The sequence below is a fragment of the uncultured Fibrobacter sp. genome, from assembly GCF_946062555.1.
GTDB lineage: Bacteria > Fibrobacterota > Fibrobacteria > Fibrobacterales > Fibrobacteraceae > Fibrobacter.
On sequence record NZ_CAMGVQ010000014.1, the window covers coordinates 20,521 to 39,061 of the forward strand.

Here is an 18,541-nt window from a genome sequence, read left to right on the forward strand (position 1 = left end):
TTACACCATGGCGGCACTGAAGTCGGCCTTGGTGCAGAGCGTTTCCTTGCCTTCGGCGTCAACGGTCAGAAGTTCGCCGCTGTACTTGTAAATGCCGTGGCGGGCCATGATGAGCTTGGCCTTCAAGACGATTTCGGCCTTCGGAATCACCGGAGCGCGGAAACGGCAGTTTTCGACCCCCATGAATGCCGGGCGCTTGCCCGTGGTTTCGGCTTCGCGACCGATCATGGTCAGAAGCGTGGCAGCCTGGGCCATGGATTCAATCTGAATCACGCCGGGGAGCACCGGATTGCCCGGGAAATGTCCCTTGAGAAAACCTTCTTCACCGGTCAAGTGCCACTTGGCAACGATTTCCATGTTTTCAGCATCGAGGGAGAGGATTTCATCGACAAAGGCAAACGGGGCCTTCTGCGGAAGAACGCTGTGGACGACTTCGGCATCGTAGAGGATTCCATCGACGTTAGACTTGGGTAAAGATTCCAGCATGGACATAAGGAATGATTTTCTCCATTATTTGCCGGTGGGACACGTGCCCACCGTTGGTGATTTCGATTCTGACCCTCGGAAGGGCCGGACAGATAAAACTCAGGTCTCCAATTAAATCTAGTATTTTATGCATCGCAGGTTCGTTCGCAATGCGGAATTTGGAGCAACATTCGGCTTCGGGCGTAAAGCCATCAAGTAATAGCCCGCAAGATTCATCGACGCCTGCGAGGAGTCCTGCCGCACGGGCGCGCTCCAGTTCCACCTGGTGAATGAAGGTGCGCGCCATGAAAATTTGGTACAAATTTTCAGGCGAATAAATGGAAACGGATGTCGCTGACTTGAGGTCGTAACCGTCGCGGGCGGAATTGCGGTCGAGTACGTATTCGACTTCAAATGTTTCGGCAGGCGCGATGCGAACATGACCGTAGATGGAAGCGTCGCTACGCAAGTCCCATTCAGCATGCACGGGGGCATCGTAAAAGACGAGTTCTTCGGGCGCTCCGCAAAATTTTCGCATTTCGCAGAAGAACGGAATCGCAGAACCGTCCATCATCGGGACTTCGGGCTTGGTCGCATCAGTGAGTCGCACGTTAAAGCGCCGGTGCGGCCACATCAGGAACACGGGTGCCAAATGCTCCGGCGAAAGCAACTGCATCGAAGACTCCCCCGCCGCAGAACCCGCCGAGTCCTTCAACCTGTAACCGGCGGTACGCTGCGCAAAAAATTCAAGTTCTTCAAAACAATGACACGCATCGCTGCGGTAAAAAAGCTTCTCGCCCACATACCACGCCACAAAAGGAACCTTCTGCGGGTCACGCTCCAGTGGTTCCACCGACACAGAAGCCTGCCCAAAACTCAAACTGCGAGATGAAAATTCACACACATTACTCATTACGTGCTACAAAATAGCAAATAAAAGTAAGTTTCTGCAGAAAGATATTTTCATACCTTTATCAACTAGATCCTTCGACTTCGAGCCTTACAGCTCTGCGCTCAGGATGACACGTTCGTGACACTTCCTACGGCCTACTTCTCTAGCTTCTTTTTCGCCATGACGCGGAGTTCGACCATTTGACGGCGCCAGATGTCGATGTCAATCGCTGGGAACCCAGCAACGGTCTTGCCTGCGGGAACGTTCTTGGTGACACCCGCTTTCGCCGTCACAATCGCATTCTTACCGACTGTCAAGTGCCCTGCCGCCTTTGCGCCGCCCGCGAACTGTACGCCGTCTTCGAGAATCGTCGTGCCGCCGAGCGCCGTCTGCGAGGCCATGTAAATGTTGTTGCCTAAAACGCAGTTGTGAGCAACCTGCACCATGGAATCCAAGTGGCAATTGTCGCCGATGGTCGTCGGAGAAATGAAGCCCGCCGCGACGACCGTATTTGCGCCAAAGCTACAGCGGTTTCCGATGCGGACGCCCGCAAAGTGCGGCACCATGCGACGCTCGCCCTCGTGCTCGTAAAAGCCGAAGCCACGGCTACCGACTACGACGCCTGCCTGGAAAATGCAACCTTCGCCCACGATGACATTCGGGTAAATGGACACATTCGATTCCAGGCGACAGCCTCGCCCGACACTTGCACCGCGCATCACGACGCAGCCGGGGCCGACAAAGCAGCCTTCGTCCACAAAGCCTTCGACAACCGCCGACGGGTGAATCCAGGGGCCATTTTCGCCATAGCCCTCGCCCATATAGTCGCGATCAAAATGTATGCCCGATTCCATGTTATCGATGAATCCGTTGCCTTCGAAATGCTCCAGGAACTTGACCATGGCATGGTATGGTTCTGCAACAGCGACAATGTTCTTTGCGTTCGGAAAAATCTCGGCGAACGAAACCTCGCCCGATTGCACACCCGCAGGCACAAACAAGAGGCCGGCAGCCGTCTTTTTCAAGTCATCGTTCGAAGGTCCATTCGCATGCGTCACGCTCTCGATACGACCGACCCAGAAACTCACATCACTTTCACGGGCCTGCGTCAGTGCCGCAAAGCCGCTCAATGGCGCGCGGTCCTTTGACTTGCGCAAAAATTCACATTCAATATGACATTCGTTTTGCAGGTAATCGACTATTTCCGAAGCGCAGACCGAGAACATCATTCCCCCAGCGCCATAATCTGCACCTGACAGGCGAAATCAATCTTCACGTGTCCGCCCAATTTTCCACTCAGATCTTCACCGTCAAGTTGCAGAAACTCGTCATCGGCAAACTCAAGTTCAATTGATCGCGCCTTGTGCGTTTTCAAGAAATGCTTCTTGACAAAGTTACCCACCACAGGCACCGTTCCCACGGCAATCGCCAAAAGGAACATGAACATATTCGGAACACAAACGATTTCAAGCAAGCGGTCCGCCATGTCGGATTTGTAGAAAGGATTCGCGCCGCTGGCAAAGCTCGGGATATTCCCGACAATCACCGTGCGGTGGCCATCCAAAAGTTTCTGCCAACTTTTACCTTCGGCATCAACAAAGGAAAGCTTTCCCTTTTTTAAATGATACGAACGGTCCGCAAAGAAACTCTTGACATAATGCAGCTTGTTCACGATAACGGAATTCGAATTGAATTCACCCACCGCACGGGCATGATTAAAGTCATGAGCGATTCGGGCATCGATTCCACCCGAAAAATAGTTCGCAAAGGCAATCTTGCCATTCACCTTCCAAATATCGAAGGGACGAGCCTTTGCCTGCAAAAGCCTGCGCACCAGGAACAGGAGCCCTTTGTCCACATAGGGTTTGTAAAGGTTCAGCACGCGGGCAAGGTCGTTTCCTGTACCCAGCGGAATCAGCCCTATCTTGACGGACTTTGCGTATTCCGAAGAGACCATCACCGAAAGTACCGACGACACAGTACCGTCACCACCGACAGCCACAAGCTTTTCCGTATTGGCAAGAGCATCGCTAATCTGTTTTTCCAGCCCGTCGATATTCGTGAACTCAGCCTTCCACTGGTCGTCCGTATAATTCATGGACGCCATGATTTCGGGCAAGAACTGGTGAATCATCTTGCCCTGGCCACCGCCACTAACCGGGTTTATGAGAAAAACAAACTTATACACAAAGACCTCAAGTACTAAAATACTAAAAATAAATTCCGTTTCTCACGGCATTCGTCCCAGAATGACTTTAACGGGTTACTCGCAATGATGTTCTGCGGAATCCATTAGGATATCTTTTACAACTATATAGTGTTCCGCGTTTTCGTGGAACTTGCGGATTTCATCTTCGGTAAGTTCTCGCACCACGCGAGCCGGAGCGCCCACAATCAAGCTTCCTTCGGGAAATTCCTTATCCTGCGTTACTATGGCACCGGCGGCCACCACGCTATTGGACTTGATATGCACCCCATCCATAAGAATAGCGCCCATGCCCACCAGCACATTGTCATCGACATCGCAGGCATGCAAAATGGCGTTGTGACCGACTGTCACGTTATCGCCCACATGCACGCCCACATCTGTCGATAGATGTATCGTCACATTGTCCTGAATGTTGGTTCGCTTGCCAATCCGAATTTCAGCCAGGTCCGCTCGAATAACCGCGTTGTAAAACACCGAGGAATCGTCTCCGATTTCCACATCGCCAATCACCTTCGCGCCATCGGCGATAAATACGCGTTCACCCAGGACCGGGCGCTTACCATTGTATTCGATTAAAGAGGCCATATCTACAATCTATAAAAAAAGACAGACAAAGTCATAGGTCTGCCCCCAGTCATTCAAATAAAGTTGAGTTTGTTACAACAAAAAACTTATATTTTCGTTATGAGCGATTTTTTGAACAATCTTTTTGAATTGCAAGGTAAAAACCGTTGGGCAATAGCACGAACATCCGTCCGAAAACGCATCGAAAAGCTCCAAAGACTCCGCAAGGCCATCGTCAAACGACAGCAGGAATTTTACGATGCCGTGTGGAAAGATTTTCACAAACCGCAAACCGAAGCCTGGCTTACTGAAGTTTTTCCGGTTCTTCAAGAAATCGACCACACCGTGAACCACCTGCCAGACTGGATGGAAGACAAGGACGGCAGCTGGAGTTTTTTATTTCCGTTAAATCGTAGCCGTAGCCACTTCGAACCCAAGGGACGCGTCCTGATCATGGCTCCGTGGAACTATCCCTTCTTGCTGTTTGTCTCGCCCATCGTCGCCGCCATCGCCGCCGGAAATGTGGTGATTGCCAAGCCGAGTCACAAGACCCCGTATGTGGCAGCATTTCTCGAATCACTCTTCGCGGAAGTTTTCCCGCAGAACGAAGTTGCCGTCGTGCTGGGCGCGGGAACGGAACTCGGCGACAAACTTCTCGCCCACCCCTTCGACCATGTATTCTTCACAGGCAGTCCCAAAGTCGGAGCCCACGTTGCAGAATGTGCGGCCAGAATGCATGCTGGTGTAACGCTTGAGCTCGGCGGGAAATCACCGGTAATCATTCTGGATGAGGTGAAAATCAAGGATGCAGCCAAGAAAATCGCCTGGGGCAAATGTTTAAACGCAGGACAAACCTGCATCGCTCCCGATTTTGTACTTTGTCCGTCAAAATTAGTACAACCGCTCGCCGATGCTATTGCAGACAACATAAAGAAAATGTACGGCGATACCGAAGACTCTCGCCGTCTTTCAAAGAACTTTGTCCACATCGTAGAAAGCCGAACAGTTGAGCGTCACCAAGTTCTCATCAAAGACGCCTGCACCAAAGGCGCAACCGCAGTTATCGGCGCCCAATTCACCCCCGAAGACATCGAAAACCGCTACACGCCCGCCACCGTACTCACCGGTGTCACGCCCGATATGAAGATTATGGAATCGGAAATTTTCGGACCGATTCTCCCGATTGTCGCCTACGATTCACTTGACGAAGCTATTACATTTGTACAGAATCGTCCGAAGCCGCTCGCCATCTATATTTTCGGAAAATCCGAAGCAAAAATCAACGAAGTCATCGCCCGCACGACCTCGGGCTCGACCTGCGTAAACCACTGCATTCTGCAAATTGAAAATCTAACGGTCCCATTCGGCGGAGTCGGCATGAGCGGCACCGGAAATTATCACGGATTCTACGGATTCAAGACCTTCAGTCACGAAAGAAACATTATGGAGCAGGGCGCATTCGATGCAGTAAACTACCTCTATCCACCCTATCACCAGAAAGGCGACAAGGGTTTCCGCGCCAAGATCCAAAGATTTTTTAAAGCAATGCTTAAGCAAGCATAAGGCTTTTACACATATAGATAATCGTTCAGCACCGGCTGAAGACCTTCGCCCGAAATGTCAGAGTACATGGCGTTGAAGCTGCGACCGTCGTTGATTTCGAACTGCTCATCGCCACCTTCTCCGTCATCGTGACCGCTGTACTTGCTCTCGTGGTCGCCAATGCCCGTAGAAACGCCGGCGGAGACTTTAGTCGCCGCAATCTTCACGATGCCGTTGCGGAATTCCTTGCTTTCGCGGCTCGAGACCGTAATGCCCACGTACGGCAAGAAGATGCGGTAAGCGCAAAGCACCTGGCAGAGTTCCTTCTCGTGAACATCCAGCGGGTCAATCTTGTCGTTGTTGATGATGGGTCGAAGCCGCGGGCAGCTGAGGCTCATCTCGGCATGCGGATACTTCTTTTGTAAGTAATACACATGGAGCGCCGAAGCCAGCGCATCGCGGCGGAAGTCCGAAAGGCCGAGGAGCGCGGAGAAAGCAACACCGCGCATGCCTGCCATCAGGGCGCGTTCCTGGGAATCGAAACGGTACGGGAACACGCGCTTGTGGCCCAGCAGGTGAAGTTGTTCAAAACGCACCTTGTCGTAGGTTTCCTGGAATACGGTCACATAGTCCACGCCGCATTCGTGCAGGTAGCGATATTCGTCCACGTTGACCGGATAGACTTCCACGCCCACCATGCGGAAATACTTGCGGGCCAGCTTGCAGGCTTCGCCGATGTATTCTACGCTGCTTTTGGCGCGGCTCTCGCCCGTGAGAATCAGGATTTCTTCCATACCGCTGTCGGCAATCACCTTCATCTCGTGCTCGATCTGCTCCATCGTGAGCTGCATACGCTTGATGTGGTTGTAGCAGTTGAACCCGCAATAGACGCAGTAGTTTTCGCAGTAGTTCGCGATGTAGAGCGGCGTGAAAAAATAGACATTGTTGCCGAAGTGCTTGCTCGTCTCGATTTTCGCCTTCGCGGCCATCTGTTCCAGATACGGAGCGGCCGCCGGAGAAAGAAGCGCCTTAAAATCTTCGAGCGTGCAGCGTTCGTGTTCCAGAGCGCGCTTTACGTCCTTGCCGGTATATTTGGAATAATCGAAATTTTCGGACTCAGAGAGCACCTTGTCGGCAATGTCCGACTGGATGACTTCCATGCCGGGCAGATAATCCATTATATTAGTACGGGAACTCGGATCGTTTTCAAGGCGGTGCTTCTTGGCAAGCGCCCCTTCCGAGAGATTCCCGGAATCAAACAGGTAATTATTGTCTTTTCTTTCCACGCCCCCCAAATATAGAAAAGAAGCCCAAATCTTGCTAGAAGTCAATTTTCACCTTTTTCACCTCATTTTGCCCCTTTTTTCCTAACCACTAACCACCAACCACTAACCACTTTTCTATATATACTCCCAAATTGCATTTTTGCCTGGGTCCTGTGACCAGATTCGCCAATTCCACTGGTGCTAAAGCAGGGAAACTCGGACAAAAACATGTAATGAAACAGGTCGCCATGGTGGTGACCCCAAAAACAACAAGAAAAGGAATGGCTATAATGGCTACTATCACTAAAGAAAAGGCTGCAGAAATCACCGCTAAGTTCGGAGCAAACGAAAAGGACACCGGTAACGTCCGCGTTCAGATCGCTCTCCTCACCGAGAAGATCAAGAACCTCACCGAACATGCAAAGACCCACAAGAAGGACTTCCACTCCCTGCGCGGTCTGTCCATGATGGTTTCTAAGCGCAAGAACCTCCTCAAGTACTACGGCGAAAAGGACATTGTCGCCCAGCGTGCCTTGATCAAGGAACTCGGTCTGCGCGGCTAATTCTTCAGACTGGAGAAATTTATGTCTATTGACGCATACCATCAAAAATACGGCAAGATGCTCGACCCGAAGGAAGTGTCCGTAACGCTTCCCGATGGCCGCGTTATCACGTTTGAAACAGGCCGTATCGCCAAGCAGGCTCGCGGAGCTGCAGTCGCCAAGATGGGCGATGCATTCGTGCTCTCTACTGTCTGCTACGGCGAAGAAAAAGAAGGTGACTTCTTCCCCCTCACTGTGGAATACCGCGAAAAGGCTTACGCCGCTGGTCGCCTCCCGGGCGGCTACAGCAAGCGCGAAGCCGGTCGTCCCTCTGACGAAGAAACGCTTTCTGCACGTATTATTGACCGCCCGATTCGCCCGATGTTCCCCGAGAACTTCACGCGCGAAGTCCAGGTGATCGTGCAGGTTCTGTCTGCTGACCGCAAGTTTGCACCGGACGTGCTCGGCGTGTCTGCAGCCTCCCTTTCTATCGGTCTTTCTGAACTGCCCTTCGAACAGCAGGTTGCCGCCGTACGCGTGGCCGTGGTCGATGGTCAGAACATCGTGATGCCCACCTATGAACAGATGGCCTGCGCCGATCTGGACCTGGTGGTCGCCGGTACCGAAGATTCCGTCTGCATGGTGGAAGGCGGTGCCTACGAAGTGTCCGAAGACACGATGATCAACGCAATTCTCGCCGGTCACGAAGCCATCAAGCTCATGTGCAAGGCCCAACAGGAACTGGTGGACCGCTGCGCTAAGCCCAAGATGGAACTCAAGCCCCAGCACGTTGGCGAAGCCCACGAAAAGCTTCTCGCCACGGTGAAGGAAGTCGTGTGGGACGAACTGAACAAGGACGTCCACTCCAACATGGTGAAGACCGACTTCTATCCGGCTATGGCAGACCTCTGCGCGAAGATGCTGGAAGACGAACGCATTCTCGCTATCATTGGCAAGGACGAAGAACAGGATCCTGCTCTCGTTGCAGACGCTAAGGCAATCTTTAGCGACTACGAACGCACTGCCATGCGCGAAATGATCCTGAACGAAGACGTGCGTCTCGACGGCCGTACGACGACCGAAGTCCGCCCCATCGAAATCGAACTCGGCGTTCTCCCGAGCGCTCACGGTTCTGCGATCTTCCAGCGTGGTGAAACCCAGGGTCTCGTTGTCTGCACGCTGGGCTCCAAGGCCGACGAACAGCGCTACGAAAGCCTGCAGGGCGAAGGCTCCAAGAGCTACATGCTGCATTACAACTTCCCGCCGTACTGCGTGGGTGAATGCAAGCGCCTCGGCATGAGCCGCCGCGAAATCGGTCACGGCCACCTCGCCGAACGTTCTCTCGCAGCAGTGCTCCCGCTGCCGGAAGACTTCCCGTACACCATCCGCGTGGTTTCCGAAATTCAGGAATCCAACGGTTCTTCTTCCATGGCCTCCGTTTGCGGTGGTTGCTTGAGCCTTATGGACGCTGGCGTTCCTATCAAGGCTCCGGTCGCAGGTGTCGCCATGGGCCTCATCTCCGAAAAGGGTTCCGTCAAGGAAGGCGGCAAGATCAAGATCTTGACCGACATCACCGGTACGGAAGACCACCTCGGCGATATGGACTTCAAGGTGACGGGTACTGCCGAAGGTATCACTGCCTTCCAGATGGATATCAAGATCCGCGGCATTACGCCGGAACTCATGCGCGAAGCTCTGGAACAGGCTCGCCAAGGCCGTCTGCACATTCTCGGCAAGATGGCTGAACTCGGCCTCGCCGCTCCGCGTCCGAAGGTTTCCGAAAAGGCTCCGACCATGATCAAGATGCGCATCCCGACCAACAAGATCCGCGACGTCATCGGTTCCGGAGGCTCCGTGATCAAGGGCATGCAGTCTCAGACGGGTTGCACGATCAACATCGACGACGATGGCAACATCGACATTGCCGCTCCCAGTGGCAAGGCCGCAGCAGTCTGCCGCCGCATGATCGAAGAGCTCACTGCCGAACCCGAACCGGGCCGCAAGTACAAGGGCAAGGTCAAGACGATCCAGCCCTTTGGCGCTTTCGTCGAAATCCTCCCGGGTCGCGACGGCCTCGTGCACATCTCCGAACTTGCCGACCACCGCGTCGATAAGGTCGAAGACGTCGTTCACGTCGGTGACGAAGTCGAAGTGCTCTGCCTCGGTGTCGACCCGAAGGGCAAGGTGAAGCTTTCCATGAAGGCTTTGCTCCCTCCGAAGCCCGCTGCTGAAGCTCCGGCCGCTGATGCTTCGACAGGCTCAGCAACCGCTGCTGCTGAAGCTCCGGCTGCACCTGAAGCACCGGCTGAAGCCTAATTTCGATTATCAGCTGATTTAAGTCACGGTCGTCAATCGTAAAAAGATTGGCGACCGTGATTTTTACACATATTTTAGACATTTTAAGCAAAATAAACCAGGGAAACACCTTAACCCGTAAATTTTTATTTATATTTGATACGGTTGATTGGTGTTGTTAATCGATGGGATTTACATGGTTATTTTGTATTTGACATTTCTGACCGTTATATCGGCCTTTAATATATTGGTGCACCACCGAATCAACCCGAAATTGAACGGTCCTTACACGCTGTTATTCTATTCTGTATTCATCGCTTGTCTAGGGCACCTTTTACTAGCTTTATCTACAAACCTGGACCAGGCAATTCTTTCGAATAAAATGATCTATGTGGGATCGATATGCCTCCCGCTATTTACGTTCGACGCAGGTATATCCATCTGCAAAATCCGCCTCCCCCATTGGTGCTATGACTTGCTAGCCATCGTGGTTTTTGCGGTATTCGTACTATCGCAGACAGTCGGTTTTAGCGACATCTATTACAAGTCTATCAAGTTCATCTATACCAACGGCGTAGGAAACTTTACCGCGGTCTATGGCATAGGCCACGACATATTCAACTGCATGATGGTCGGTTTCGTCTTAATCAACGTGAGCCTTATCGTCTATGCTTTCATCACAAGAAGGAACGTTTCCTTCAACAGCTTGATTGCGCTTTCTTCGATTGAAGTTGTGTCGATCCTTTCGTTCTTCGTTTCCCGTTTTATCGACAGCGATACACTGATCATGCCCGCCGTCTACGTATTTGACCAGTTCGCCCTCCTGTACATCTGTTTCTGGGTCAAACGCTACGATGTTGAACAAATTATTTCCCATGTTTTGGAAACCCAGAACGCCGAAAGCTATGTCCTGATTACGACAAACAACAAATTTCTCGGTTGCAACTCAGTGGCTTACAAGACCTTCCCCGACCTTAAAAAATGCCGGATAGACCACTCGATGCCCGACAATACGAAACTCAACCACCTTCTCGTTTCATGGATCAAGGAAATTTCTCAAGACAAGATTATCATCGAGAAAAAATTCGAAAGCGACGGAAGATACTACAAAATCAAGTTGAGACAGATTCCGCTTACCCGCGCCAAGAAAATCAACCTGTTCAAGATTGAAGACGAAACCAGCATCCACAAGTACATCAATATGCTGGATTCAAACAATGTCCGTCTGGAAATGATGCTGAAGGAGAACGACTCTCAAATCCGCTCAATCCAGGAACAAATGCTTATCGGCATGGCCTACATGGTCGAAAACCGTGATAGCAATACCGGTAGCCATATCAAGCGTACAAGCAAGGTCGTTTCTATCTTGATGGACTACCTGCGCAAAGACAAGAGTCTCGGCTTCTCTGAGTTTTTCTTCGACAGTCTGGTTTCTGCAGCCCCGATGCATGACATCGGTAAAATCGCTATCGAAGACCGCATCCTGAGAAAGCCCGGTCGATTTACCCCGCAGGAATACGAAGAAATGAAGAGCCACCCCGAAAAGGGCGCCATGATCGTAGAGAACCTGCTTACCTCTATAGAATCTCCCGACTTTGTCAAGATTGCAAGCAATGTAGCTCGTTACCACCACGAACGCTTCGATGGATTTGGGTACCCGCAGAAACTCAAGGGAAACGATATTCCATTCGAAGCCCGCGTCATGGCTGTCGCCGACGTCTACGACGCGCTGGTCAGCAAGCGCTGCTACAAGGCCGAGATGTCCTTTGATGACGCCTATACGATTATCATCGAAGGTATGGGCACCCAATTCGATCCATCGCTCAAGGATTGCTTTATCGCCTGCCGTTCTAAGTTAGAAGAATACTACGGCAGCCTGAAAGAAGACGAAGCATAGAGAATTTGGAATGAAAAATGAAGAATGAAAAACTTTCATCCTTCATTTTTTCTACATTTGTGGGCATGACAAAGTTTAGCGAATTCCCGTATGTTGCCGACCGCTTCAACGCCGTCCGCAGGGAAACTGTACAAGTCCGCGTTGGCGAGGCTTTGATAGGGGGCAACGCCCCCATTTTAGTTCAGTCCATGACCACCACCAAGCCGAAAGACGTCGAGAAGACGGTGGCCGAAACATTGGCGCTTGCCAAGGTGGGGTGCGGACTTGTTCGCATTACCGCTCCGACATTTGCAGATGCTGCCGCACTTGAAGAAGTGATGAAGCAGGTGCGTGCCGCCGGTTGCACGGTGCCGGTTTCTGCAGACATCCACTTCCAGCCGAAGGCCGCGTTCGAGGCGCTCAAGTGGGTGGAGAAAGTCCGCATCAATCCGGGTAACTTTGTCGATACAGGCATTTTGACGCTCGACCAGCAGACGGACAAATCTTTTGACGAAGGCAAGGAAAAGGTGGCAGAAGCCTTTACGCCGTTCGTGCAAGAGGCAAAGCGCCTGGGACGCGCCATCCGCATCGGCGTAAACCACGGTTCGCTCTCTGCCCGCATGATTTACCGCTACGGCGACACGGTGGAAGGCATGGTGGAAAGCGCCATGGAATACCTGGCCGTGTGCGAAGCTGAACATTTTGACCAGGTGGTCCTCAGCCTCAAGAGCAGCAACCCGCGCGTGGCGATTGCCGCCTACCGTATGCTCGCCGCGCGAATCAAGCAGGAAGGCTTTAAGCCGTACCCGTTCCACATAGGTGTCACGGAAGCGGGCGCGGGTGCCGACGGACGCTTGAAGTCTGCAGCTGGCATCGGCGCCTTGTTGCTCGATGGCCTTGCAGACACCATCCGCGTATCGCTCACCGAAGATCCGGTGGCCGAAGTCCCTGTGGCGCAGGAACTCATCAAGGCCTGCGCTTTGCCTGCTGCGCCGACGGCATACAACGTGCCGGTGCTTGAAAAAGACCCGTACCACTACGAACGCCGCGCGACTTCTGTCGTGAATGTTTCCGGCGTAGAAATCGGTGGTTCTCATCCGGTGAAGGTCGGCGTAAAGGCCGATGCGATTGCACTTACCGGCGAACGCCGCAACGCTGAATTCGCGCTGCCGAGCCTGGACGCCGCCCCCGTGGTGCAGTTCAAGGATGCGATGGATATCGCGGGGTTCGCCGCGAATCCGGCGAGCGTGCCCGCAGGTTCCGTGTTCTGCTACACCGGAGCCGAGATGGTCTCCGGCGTGCGCGCCCTTGCCGCTGCTCTCGAAGCAGCGGGTCGCCAAGACCCCATTCTGCTTTACGCTAAAATTAATGATTCCGAACGCGATACGCTCCGCGTGTCCGCCGATATCGGAAGCCTCGTGACCGACGGTCTTGGCGATGCCGTCGTGATTGACGGCTACAAGGGCGCCAAGGAAAGCGTGCTCCTTGCATTCGATATTTTGCAGGCCGCCTACTGCCGCCGCAGCAAGACGAACTTCATCAGCTGCCCGAGCTGCGGCCGCACCCTCTACGACATTCAGCAAGTCATGGGCAAGATCAAGGCCCGCTTCGGACACCTCTCCGACATTTCCATCGGCATCATGGGCTGCATCGTGAACGGCCCGGGCGAAATGGCCGACGCCGACTTCGGCTACGTGGGCGGTGGCCCCGGCCGCATTACCTTGTTCGAGGGCAAGACGGCAGTCAAGAAGAACATCCCCGAAGAGGACGCCATCGAGGAACTCGTGAATTTGATCAAGGAAAGAGGCAGATGGCAAGAACCCTAAAAGTGGTTAGTAAGCAGGAATATTTAAGTGGCTAGTATACAGTGATCCGTAAACTGGAATGAAAAAGGAAAGTTCTTATTACAATCCTAACCACTAATCACTAACCACCAACCACTAAGTTTTAACTTAAACAAAGGACTAAATCATGGCAACTATTAAGACGATGAACAACATTTCCAAGAAAGGCTTGAGCCTGTTTGGCTCGTTCTACCAGGTTTCCGACTCCGTCGAAAATCCGGATGCCATCTTGGTGCGTTCCGCCCAGGTTGATACCGACAACTTTGACGGCCTGCTGGCTGTCGCCCGCGCCGGCGCTGGCGTGAACAACATCACTATCGACAAGGCTTCCGCGAAGGGCATCTGCGTGTTCAACACGCCGGGTGCAAACGCCAACGCCGTTGCCGAGCTAGTGATGACCGTGCTCGGCATGGCCGTCCGTAACGTGGACAAGGCCGCCGCATGGGTCAAGAACCTCGACACTACCGATCCGGACCTCGCGAAAACCGTCGAAAGTGGCAAGAAGAAGTTCGCCGGCATGGAACTCGCAGGCAAGACACTCGGCGTGATTGGCCTCGGCAAGATCGGCGTGCTCGTCGCCAACTATGCCCGTTGGAAGAACATGCGCGTCATCGCTTACGAACCCTATCCCAACGCCGCCAACATGCACGAACTTTCCAACAAGGTGGAAATCGCCGACCTCGACACCGTGATTGCGAAGTCCGACTTCCTCACCGTGCACGTTCCGTTCATCAAGGGCGTTACCGAGAACTTGCTCAACCGCAAGAACCTCGCCGGCTTCAAGGGCAGCTACATCATGAACTTCGCTCGCGGTGGCATCGTCGAGATGGCCCCGGTCAACGAAATGCTCGCATCCGGTTCCCTCCAGGGCTACCTCTGCGACTTCCCGGATGCAGACCTTATCAAGAACGACAAGGTGACCTGCTTCCCGCACCTCGGCGCTTCTACCGAAGAAGCCGAAGAAAACTGCGCCGTGATGGCCGTCGAGGAACTGAAGGACTACATCGAATTCGGTTGCGTTCGCAATTCCGTGAACTTCCCGGCCCTCGTCGATCACCCGCATGCCGGCGTCAAGAGCCGCGTCGTGGTCATCAACCAGGATGTTCCGAACATGATTTCCGAAATCACGAAGGTGTTCGGCGCGGTCGGCATCAACATTGCCAGCTTCTCTAACAAGAGCAACGGCAAGATTGGCTACAACCTCGTTGACGTGGAATGCAAGGTGGACGACTCCATCATCGAAAAGCTCTCCAAGCTCGAGAAGGTCATCAAGGTCCGCGTAATCCATTTCTAGTAGAAAGAGGTTTCTCGCACTCAATGAAGCGACCCACTAATGATGTGGGTCGTTTTTTATTTATTCTTTGTCCGAAACGAATACGTTTAAGTTATATTTACATCGTTAAACTAGGTGTTTAAAGGAGTATTGTATGGAATGGAACGATTTTACGAGCCTCACATCGGAAGATATGCGCGCCATTTGGGATTTTAGTACGAAAGATCCGTTTTCCATTTTGGGAATTCACCCGCTGAATACAGATCGTGGTGTCAAGACGGTGATTCGCGCCTATCAACCGCAGGCCAGTTTCCTTCGCGGAGAATCTTGCGACGGTGAATACGAATTTGATTTCATGAAAATCGGTAACACGGGATTCTTCGAAGCGATTCTCGACAAAGAATACGAACCGTTCTTTTACAACCTGATTATCAAGCAGGACGACGGCAACGAATACACGCTCACCGACCCCTACGCATTCCTCCCCGTACTTAGCGACTTTGACCGCCACCTGATTTCGAGCGGTACACATTACGAACTGTACCGCAAACTCGGTGCAAACCTTGTTGAACACCAGGGCTTTAAGGGCGTGCACTTTGCCGTCTGGGCTCCGAACGCCCACGCAGTCTCTGTCGTCGGTAGCTTTAACAGCTGGGACGGCCGCCGCAACCAGATGCGCATGCTGGGCAGTTCCGGCATCTGGGAAATCTTCATTCCGAACATCGGCGAGAACGAACTCTACCGTTTCGAAATTCACGGTGCCGACGGCAACCTGCACGTTAAAGTGGACCCGCTTGCAAAACTCAGCGAAGTCCGCCCGGCAACCGCCTCTATCACCACGCACCTCGACGGCTACGAATGGGCCGACGACCTTTACATGTCCACACATTGGGCAACCAAGGTCTTCGGTTCGCCCATGAACATTTACGAAGTCCACGCCGGTTCCTGGCGCCGCGACCCCGCGAATCCGGACCGTTTCTTGAACTGGGACGAACTTGCAGAAACATTGATTCCGTACCTCAAGGAAATGGGCTACACCCATGTGGAATTCTTGCCGCTCGCCGAACACCCGCTCGACGAATCCTGGGGCTACCAGGTGACCGGTTACTACTCCCCCACAAGCCGTTACGGCACACCGGACCAGTTTAGACACTTCGTGGACCTTTGCCACCAGAACGAAATCGGCGTGATTGTGGACTGGGTTCCGGCCCACTTCCCCAAAGATGCCCACGCACTCGGACGTTTTGACGGCACCGCCTGTTACGAACATGCCGACCCGCGCCAGGGTGAACATCCGCACTGGGGCACCTATATCTTTAACCTGGGACGTAACGAAGTCAAGAACTTCCTTATCGCAAACGCCATGTACTGGCTCAAGGAATTCCACTGCGACGGCCTGCGCGTTGACGCCGTGGCCTCGATGCTTTACCTCGACTATGGTAAGGGCCCCGGCCAGTGGGTGCCGAACAAGGATGGCGGCAACATCAACTACGACACGCTCGAATTCCTGAAGCACCTGAACAGCATCATGGGCCGCCTCACGCCGCATGCGATTTTGATTGCCGAAGAATCTACCAGCTTCCCGAGCATTACGCGCCCGCCTGAACAGGGCGGCCTCGGCTTCCACTACAAGTGGAACATGGGCTGGATGAACGATTTCCTCAGCTACATTCAGCACGAACCGATTCACCGCAAGTACCACCACAACCAGCTGACCTTCAGCATGGTGTACGCCTACAGCGAAAACTTCATCCAGGTGTTCAGCCACGACGAAGTGGTACATGGCAAGGGTTCTATGCTAGGCAAGATGCCGGGTGACAACTGGCAGAAGTTTGCAAACCTCCGCCTCACCTACGCCTTCCAGTACGCACACCCGGGCAAGAAGCTCAACTTCATGGGCAACGATTTCGGCCAATTCCGCGAATGGAACGAAAAGCGCTCGCTCGACTGGCACCTGATCAGCTGGGATAGCCACGGCAAGCTCCTCAAAATGATGAAGGTGCTGAACCACCTGTACAAGGAAAACGCCCCGTTCTGGGAAATCGACCACTACTACACCGGTTTCGAATGGATCTGGTGCGACGATGCAGACAATTCCATCGTGAGTTTCGTGCGAAAGGACGACCACGGGAACCAGATTCTGTGCGTGTTCAACTTCACGCCGGTGGTCCGCAACGACTACCGCCTGGGCGCTCCGACCCGCGGCAAGTGGAAGGAAATCTTCAACACCGATGCCGCTATGTTCGGAGGTTCTAACGTGGGTAACTTTGGCGAAGTCTGGACGCAGGACATTCCGTGGCAGAACCGCGAATGCAGCCTGAACATCAAGCTTCCGCCGCTTGCGGCGGTCTATTTCCGCCTGGAACGCTAAGGATTTAAAACAAACTAAACATTTTCTGGATTCTGAATACAGAAATCTGAATTAACTATGTACCAGTTTATTGTTCCCCAAGTCAAGAAACCGCTCGACGGCGAAATTGAAATTTCCGGGGCTAAGAATGCAGTGCTCGCCGTGATGGCCGCAGCACTTCTTGCCGACGGCGTATCCGAAATCACGAACGTGCCGCACCTCAAGGACATGAAGACGATGTCCGACGTGTTGCGCGTTATCGGTTGCCATATCAGCGGCGAAGCTCACTGCCTTAAAATCGATACTCGCGGAGCCGATCACTTGGAAGCGCCTTACGAACTCGTGAAGACGATGCGTGCGAGCTTCTATGTGTTGGGCCCGCTCGTCGCAAGGTTCGGACGTTGCCGCGTTTCGCTCCCCGGCGGTTGCGCCTGGGGCCCGCGTCCCGTCGATTTGCACCTAAAAGGGCTCGAGGCGCTCGGTGCAAAAATTACAGTAACGCATGGCTATGTCGAAGCCACCTGCGACGGTCGCCTCCCCGGCGGGACCTTCCACTTCCCGATTTCGAGCGTTGGCGCCACGGTGAACGTGCTGATGGCGGCGACGCTCGCCAAGGGCACCAGCGTGCTCCAAAACGCCGCACTTGAACCTGAAATTGATAACCTCGTCGATTACCTCATCGGCATGGGTGCGAAAATTCAGGGCCGCGGCACGCGTACCCTGACGGTAACGGGCGTAGAATCCCTACGCCCCGGCAATGGCGTCACCATCCCCGACCGCATCGAGGCGGGCACCTTCCTCTGCGGTGCCGCCATTACCCGCGGCCGCGTTCGAGTGAACAAGATCATTCCCGAACACATCGCCTCGACCCTCGATGCCTTCCGCGACATGAACTGCAAGGTGAATTTCGGCCCCGACTGGGCCGAAGTCGACGCCCGTGACATGGAACTCAAGCCGATTACCATCCAGACGCTCCCCTTCCCGGGCTACCCCACCGATATGCAGGCACCGCTCATGGCAACGCTCCTCTCGGTGCCGGGCAACAGTGTCATCCAGGACACCGTCTATAACGACCGTTTCAAGCATGTAGCCGAAATGGAACGCCTCGGTGCAAGCATTACGCTCAGCGGAAACACCGCCACCATCAAGGGTGGCCTCCCGCTCGAAGGTGCCGACGTCATGGGCTCCGACCTGCGCGCCTCCGCCGCGCTCGTCCTCGCCGCCTTAATCGCCGAAGGAGAAACCAAGATTAGCCGCATCTACCACCTCGACCGCGGCTACGAAGATTTCGAAGCGAAAATGGCAAAGCTCGGCGCCAAAGTCGAGCGAGTCGTCATCGACGCCGACGAACCGTAGACTAGACGAGAGATCACCGCTACGCGGCTACAGACGAGAGACTAAAGAATAAACTCCGGCGAAGCAAT

At 53.5% G+C, this 18,541-nt stretch carries 14 protein-coding genes; 8 read left to right on the forward strand and 6 right to left on the reverse strand.

The features are described 5' to 3' along the window. The 5 genes from Q0P86_RS05950 to Q0P86_RS05970 form a co-directional block, all read right to left on the reverse strand. A complete protein-coding gene (locus Q0P86_RS05950) occupies positions 1-492 on the reverse strand; it encodes a 3-hydroxyacyl-ACP dehydratase FabZ family protein (RefSeq protein WP_233144358.1) in 492 nt (163 codons plus the stop codon). Then, positions 461-1,378 (reverse strand): UDP-3-O-acyl-N-acetylglucosamine deacetylase, encoded by a 918-nt coding sequence (locus Q0P86_RS05955; RefSeq protein WP_295038049.1) that lies wholly within the window; start codon positions 1,376-1,378, stop codon positions 461-463. Before Q0P86_RS05955 ends, Q0P86_RS05950 begins: the two co-directional genes overlap by 32 nt. Positions 1,379-1,512: 134 nt before the next feature. Further along, complete coding sequence (locus tag Q0P86_RS05960; RefSeq protein WP_295038050.1) at positions 1,513-2,586, reverse strand: UDP-3-O-(3-hydroxymyristoyl)glucosamine N-acyltransferase; 1,074 nt, start codon at positions 2,584-2,586, stop codon at positions 1,513-1,515. After that, positions 2,583-3,545, reverse strand: a complete 963-nt coding sequence (locus tag Q0P86_RS05965) for a diacylglycerol kinase family protein (protein WP_290993475.1) — start codon at positions 3,543-3,545, stop codon at positions 2,583-2,585. The genes Q0P86_RS05960 and Q0P86_RS05965 overlap by 4 nt, the downstream gene beginning before the upstream one ends. Before the next feature lie 75 nt (positions 3,546-3,620). Next, the gene (locus tag Q0P86_RS05970) at positions 3,621-4,151 is read right to left on the reverse strand and encodes a gamma carbonic anhydrase family protein (RefSeq protein ID WP_295038053.1); all 531 of its coding nucleotides are present in this window, start codon (positions 4,149-4,151) and stop codon (positions 3,621-3,623) included. 99 nt (positions 4,152-4,250) lie between these two features. On the opposite strand from Q0P86_RS05970, the gene Q0P86_RS05975 reads away from it, so the two are divergent. Beyond that, positions 4,251-5,693: an aldehyde dehydrogenase family protein gene (locus Q0P86_RS05975; RefSeq protein ID WP_295038057.1), complete on the forward strand. Its 1,443-nt coding sequence runs from the start codon at positions 4,251-4,253 to the stop codon at positions 5,691-5,693. Between the two features lie 5 nt (positions 5,694-5,698). Here the strand turns inward: Q0P86_RS05975 and thiH are convergent, their stop codons facing one another. Further along, the gene (gene thiH, locus Q0P86_RS05980) at positions 5,699-6,958 is read right to left on the reverse strand and encodes a 2-iminoacetate synthase ThiH (RefSeq protein WP_290993468.1); all 1,260 of its coding nucleotides are present in this window, start codon (positions 6,956-6,958) and stop codon (positions 5,699-5,701) included. Between the two features lie 269 nt (positions 6,959-7,227). On the opposite strand from thiH, the gene rpsO reads away from it, so the two are divergent. From rpsO to murA, 7 genes are all read left to right on the forward strand, one after another. After that, the gene (gene rpsO, locus Q0P86_RS05985; RefSeq protein ID WP_072798943.1) at positions 7,228-7,500 is read left to right on the forward strand and encodes a 30S ribosomal protein S15; all 273 of its coding nucleotides are present in this window, start codon (positions 7,228-7,230) and stop codon (positions 7,498-7,500) included. Between the two features lie 21 nt (positions 7,501-7,521). Beyond that, positions 7,522-9,795, forward strand: a complete 2,274-nt coding sequence (gene pnp / locus Q0P86_RS05990) for a polyribonucleotide nucleotidyltransferase (protein WP_294114164.1) — start codon at positions 7,522-7,524, stop codon at positions 9,793-9,795. Positions 9,796-10,165: 370 nt separating this feature from the next. Then, positions 10,166-11,671 carry an HD domain-containing phosphohydrolase gene (locus Q0P86_RS05995; protein WP_295038061.1) on the forward strand — a complete coding sequence of 502 codons (1,506 nt, stop codon included), beginning with the start codon at positions 10,166-10,168 and terminating at the stop codon, positions 11,669-11,671. Positions 11,672-11,736: 65 nt separating this feature from the next. Next, entirely contained in the window at positions 11,737-13,476 is a 1,740-nt protein-coding gene (gene ispG, locus Q0P86_RS06000) for a (E)-4-hydroxy-3-methylbut-2-enyl-diphosphate synthase (protein ID WP_295038064.1), read from the forward strand. A gap of 145 nt (positions 13,477-13,621) precedes the next feature. Beyond that, on the forward strand, positions 13,622-14,788 hold the full coding sequence (locus Q0P86_RS06005) for a phosphoglycerate dehydrogenase (protein ID WP_290993455.1): 1,167 nt from the start codon (positions 13,622-13,624) through the stop codon (positions 14,786-14,788). 133 nt (positions 14,789-14,921) lie between these two features. Next, positions 14,922-17,138 carry a 1,4-alpha-glucan branching protein GlgB gene (gene glgB / locus Q0P86_RS06010; RefSeq protein WP_290993452.1) on the forward strand — a complete coding sequence of 739 codons (2,217 nt, stop codon included), beginning with the start codon at positions 14,922-14,924 and terminating at the stop codon, positions 17,136-17,138. A gap of 57 nt (positions 17,139-17,195) precedes the next feature. Further along, entirely contained in the window at positions 17,196-18,473 is a 1,278-nt protein-coding gene (murA, locus tag Q0P86_RS06015) for a UDP-N-acetylglucosamine 1-carboxyvinyltransferase (RefSeq protein ID WP_295038068.1), read from the forward strand. Positions 18,474-18,541: the final 68 nt, after the last annotated feature.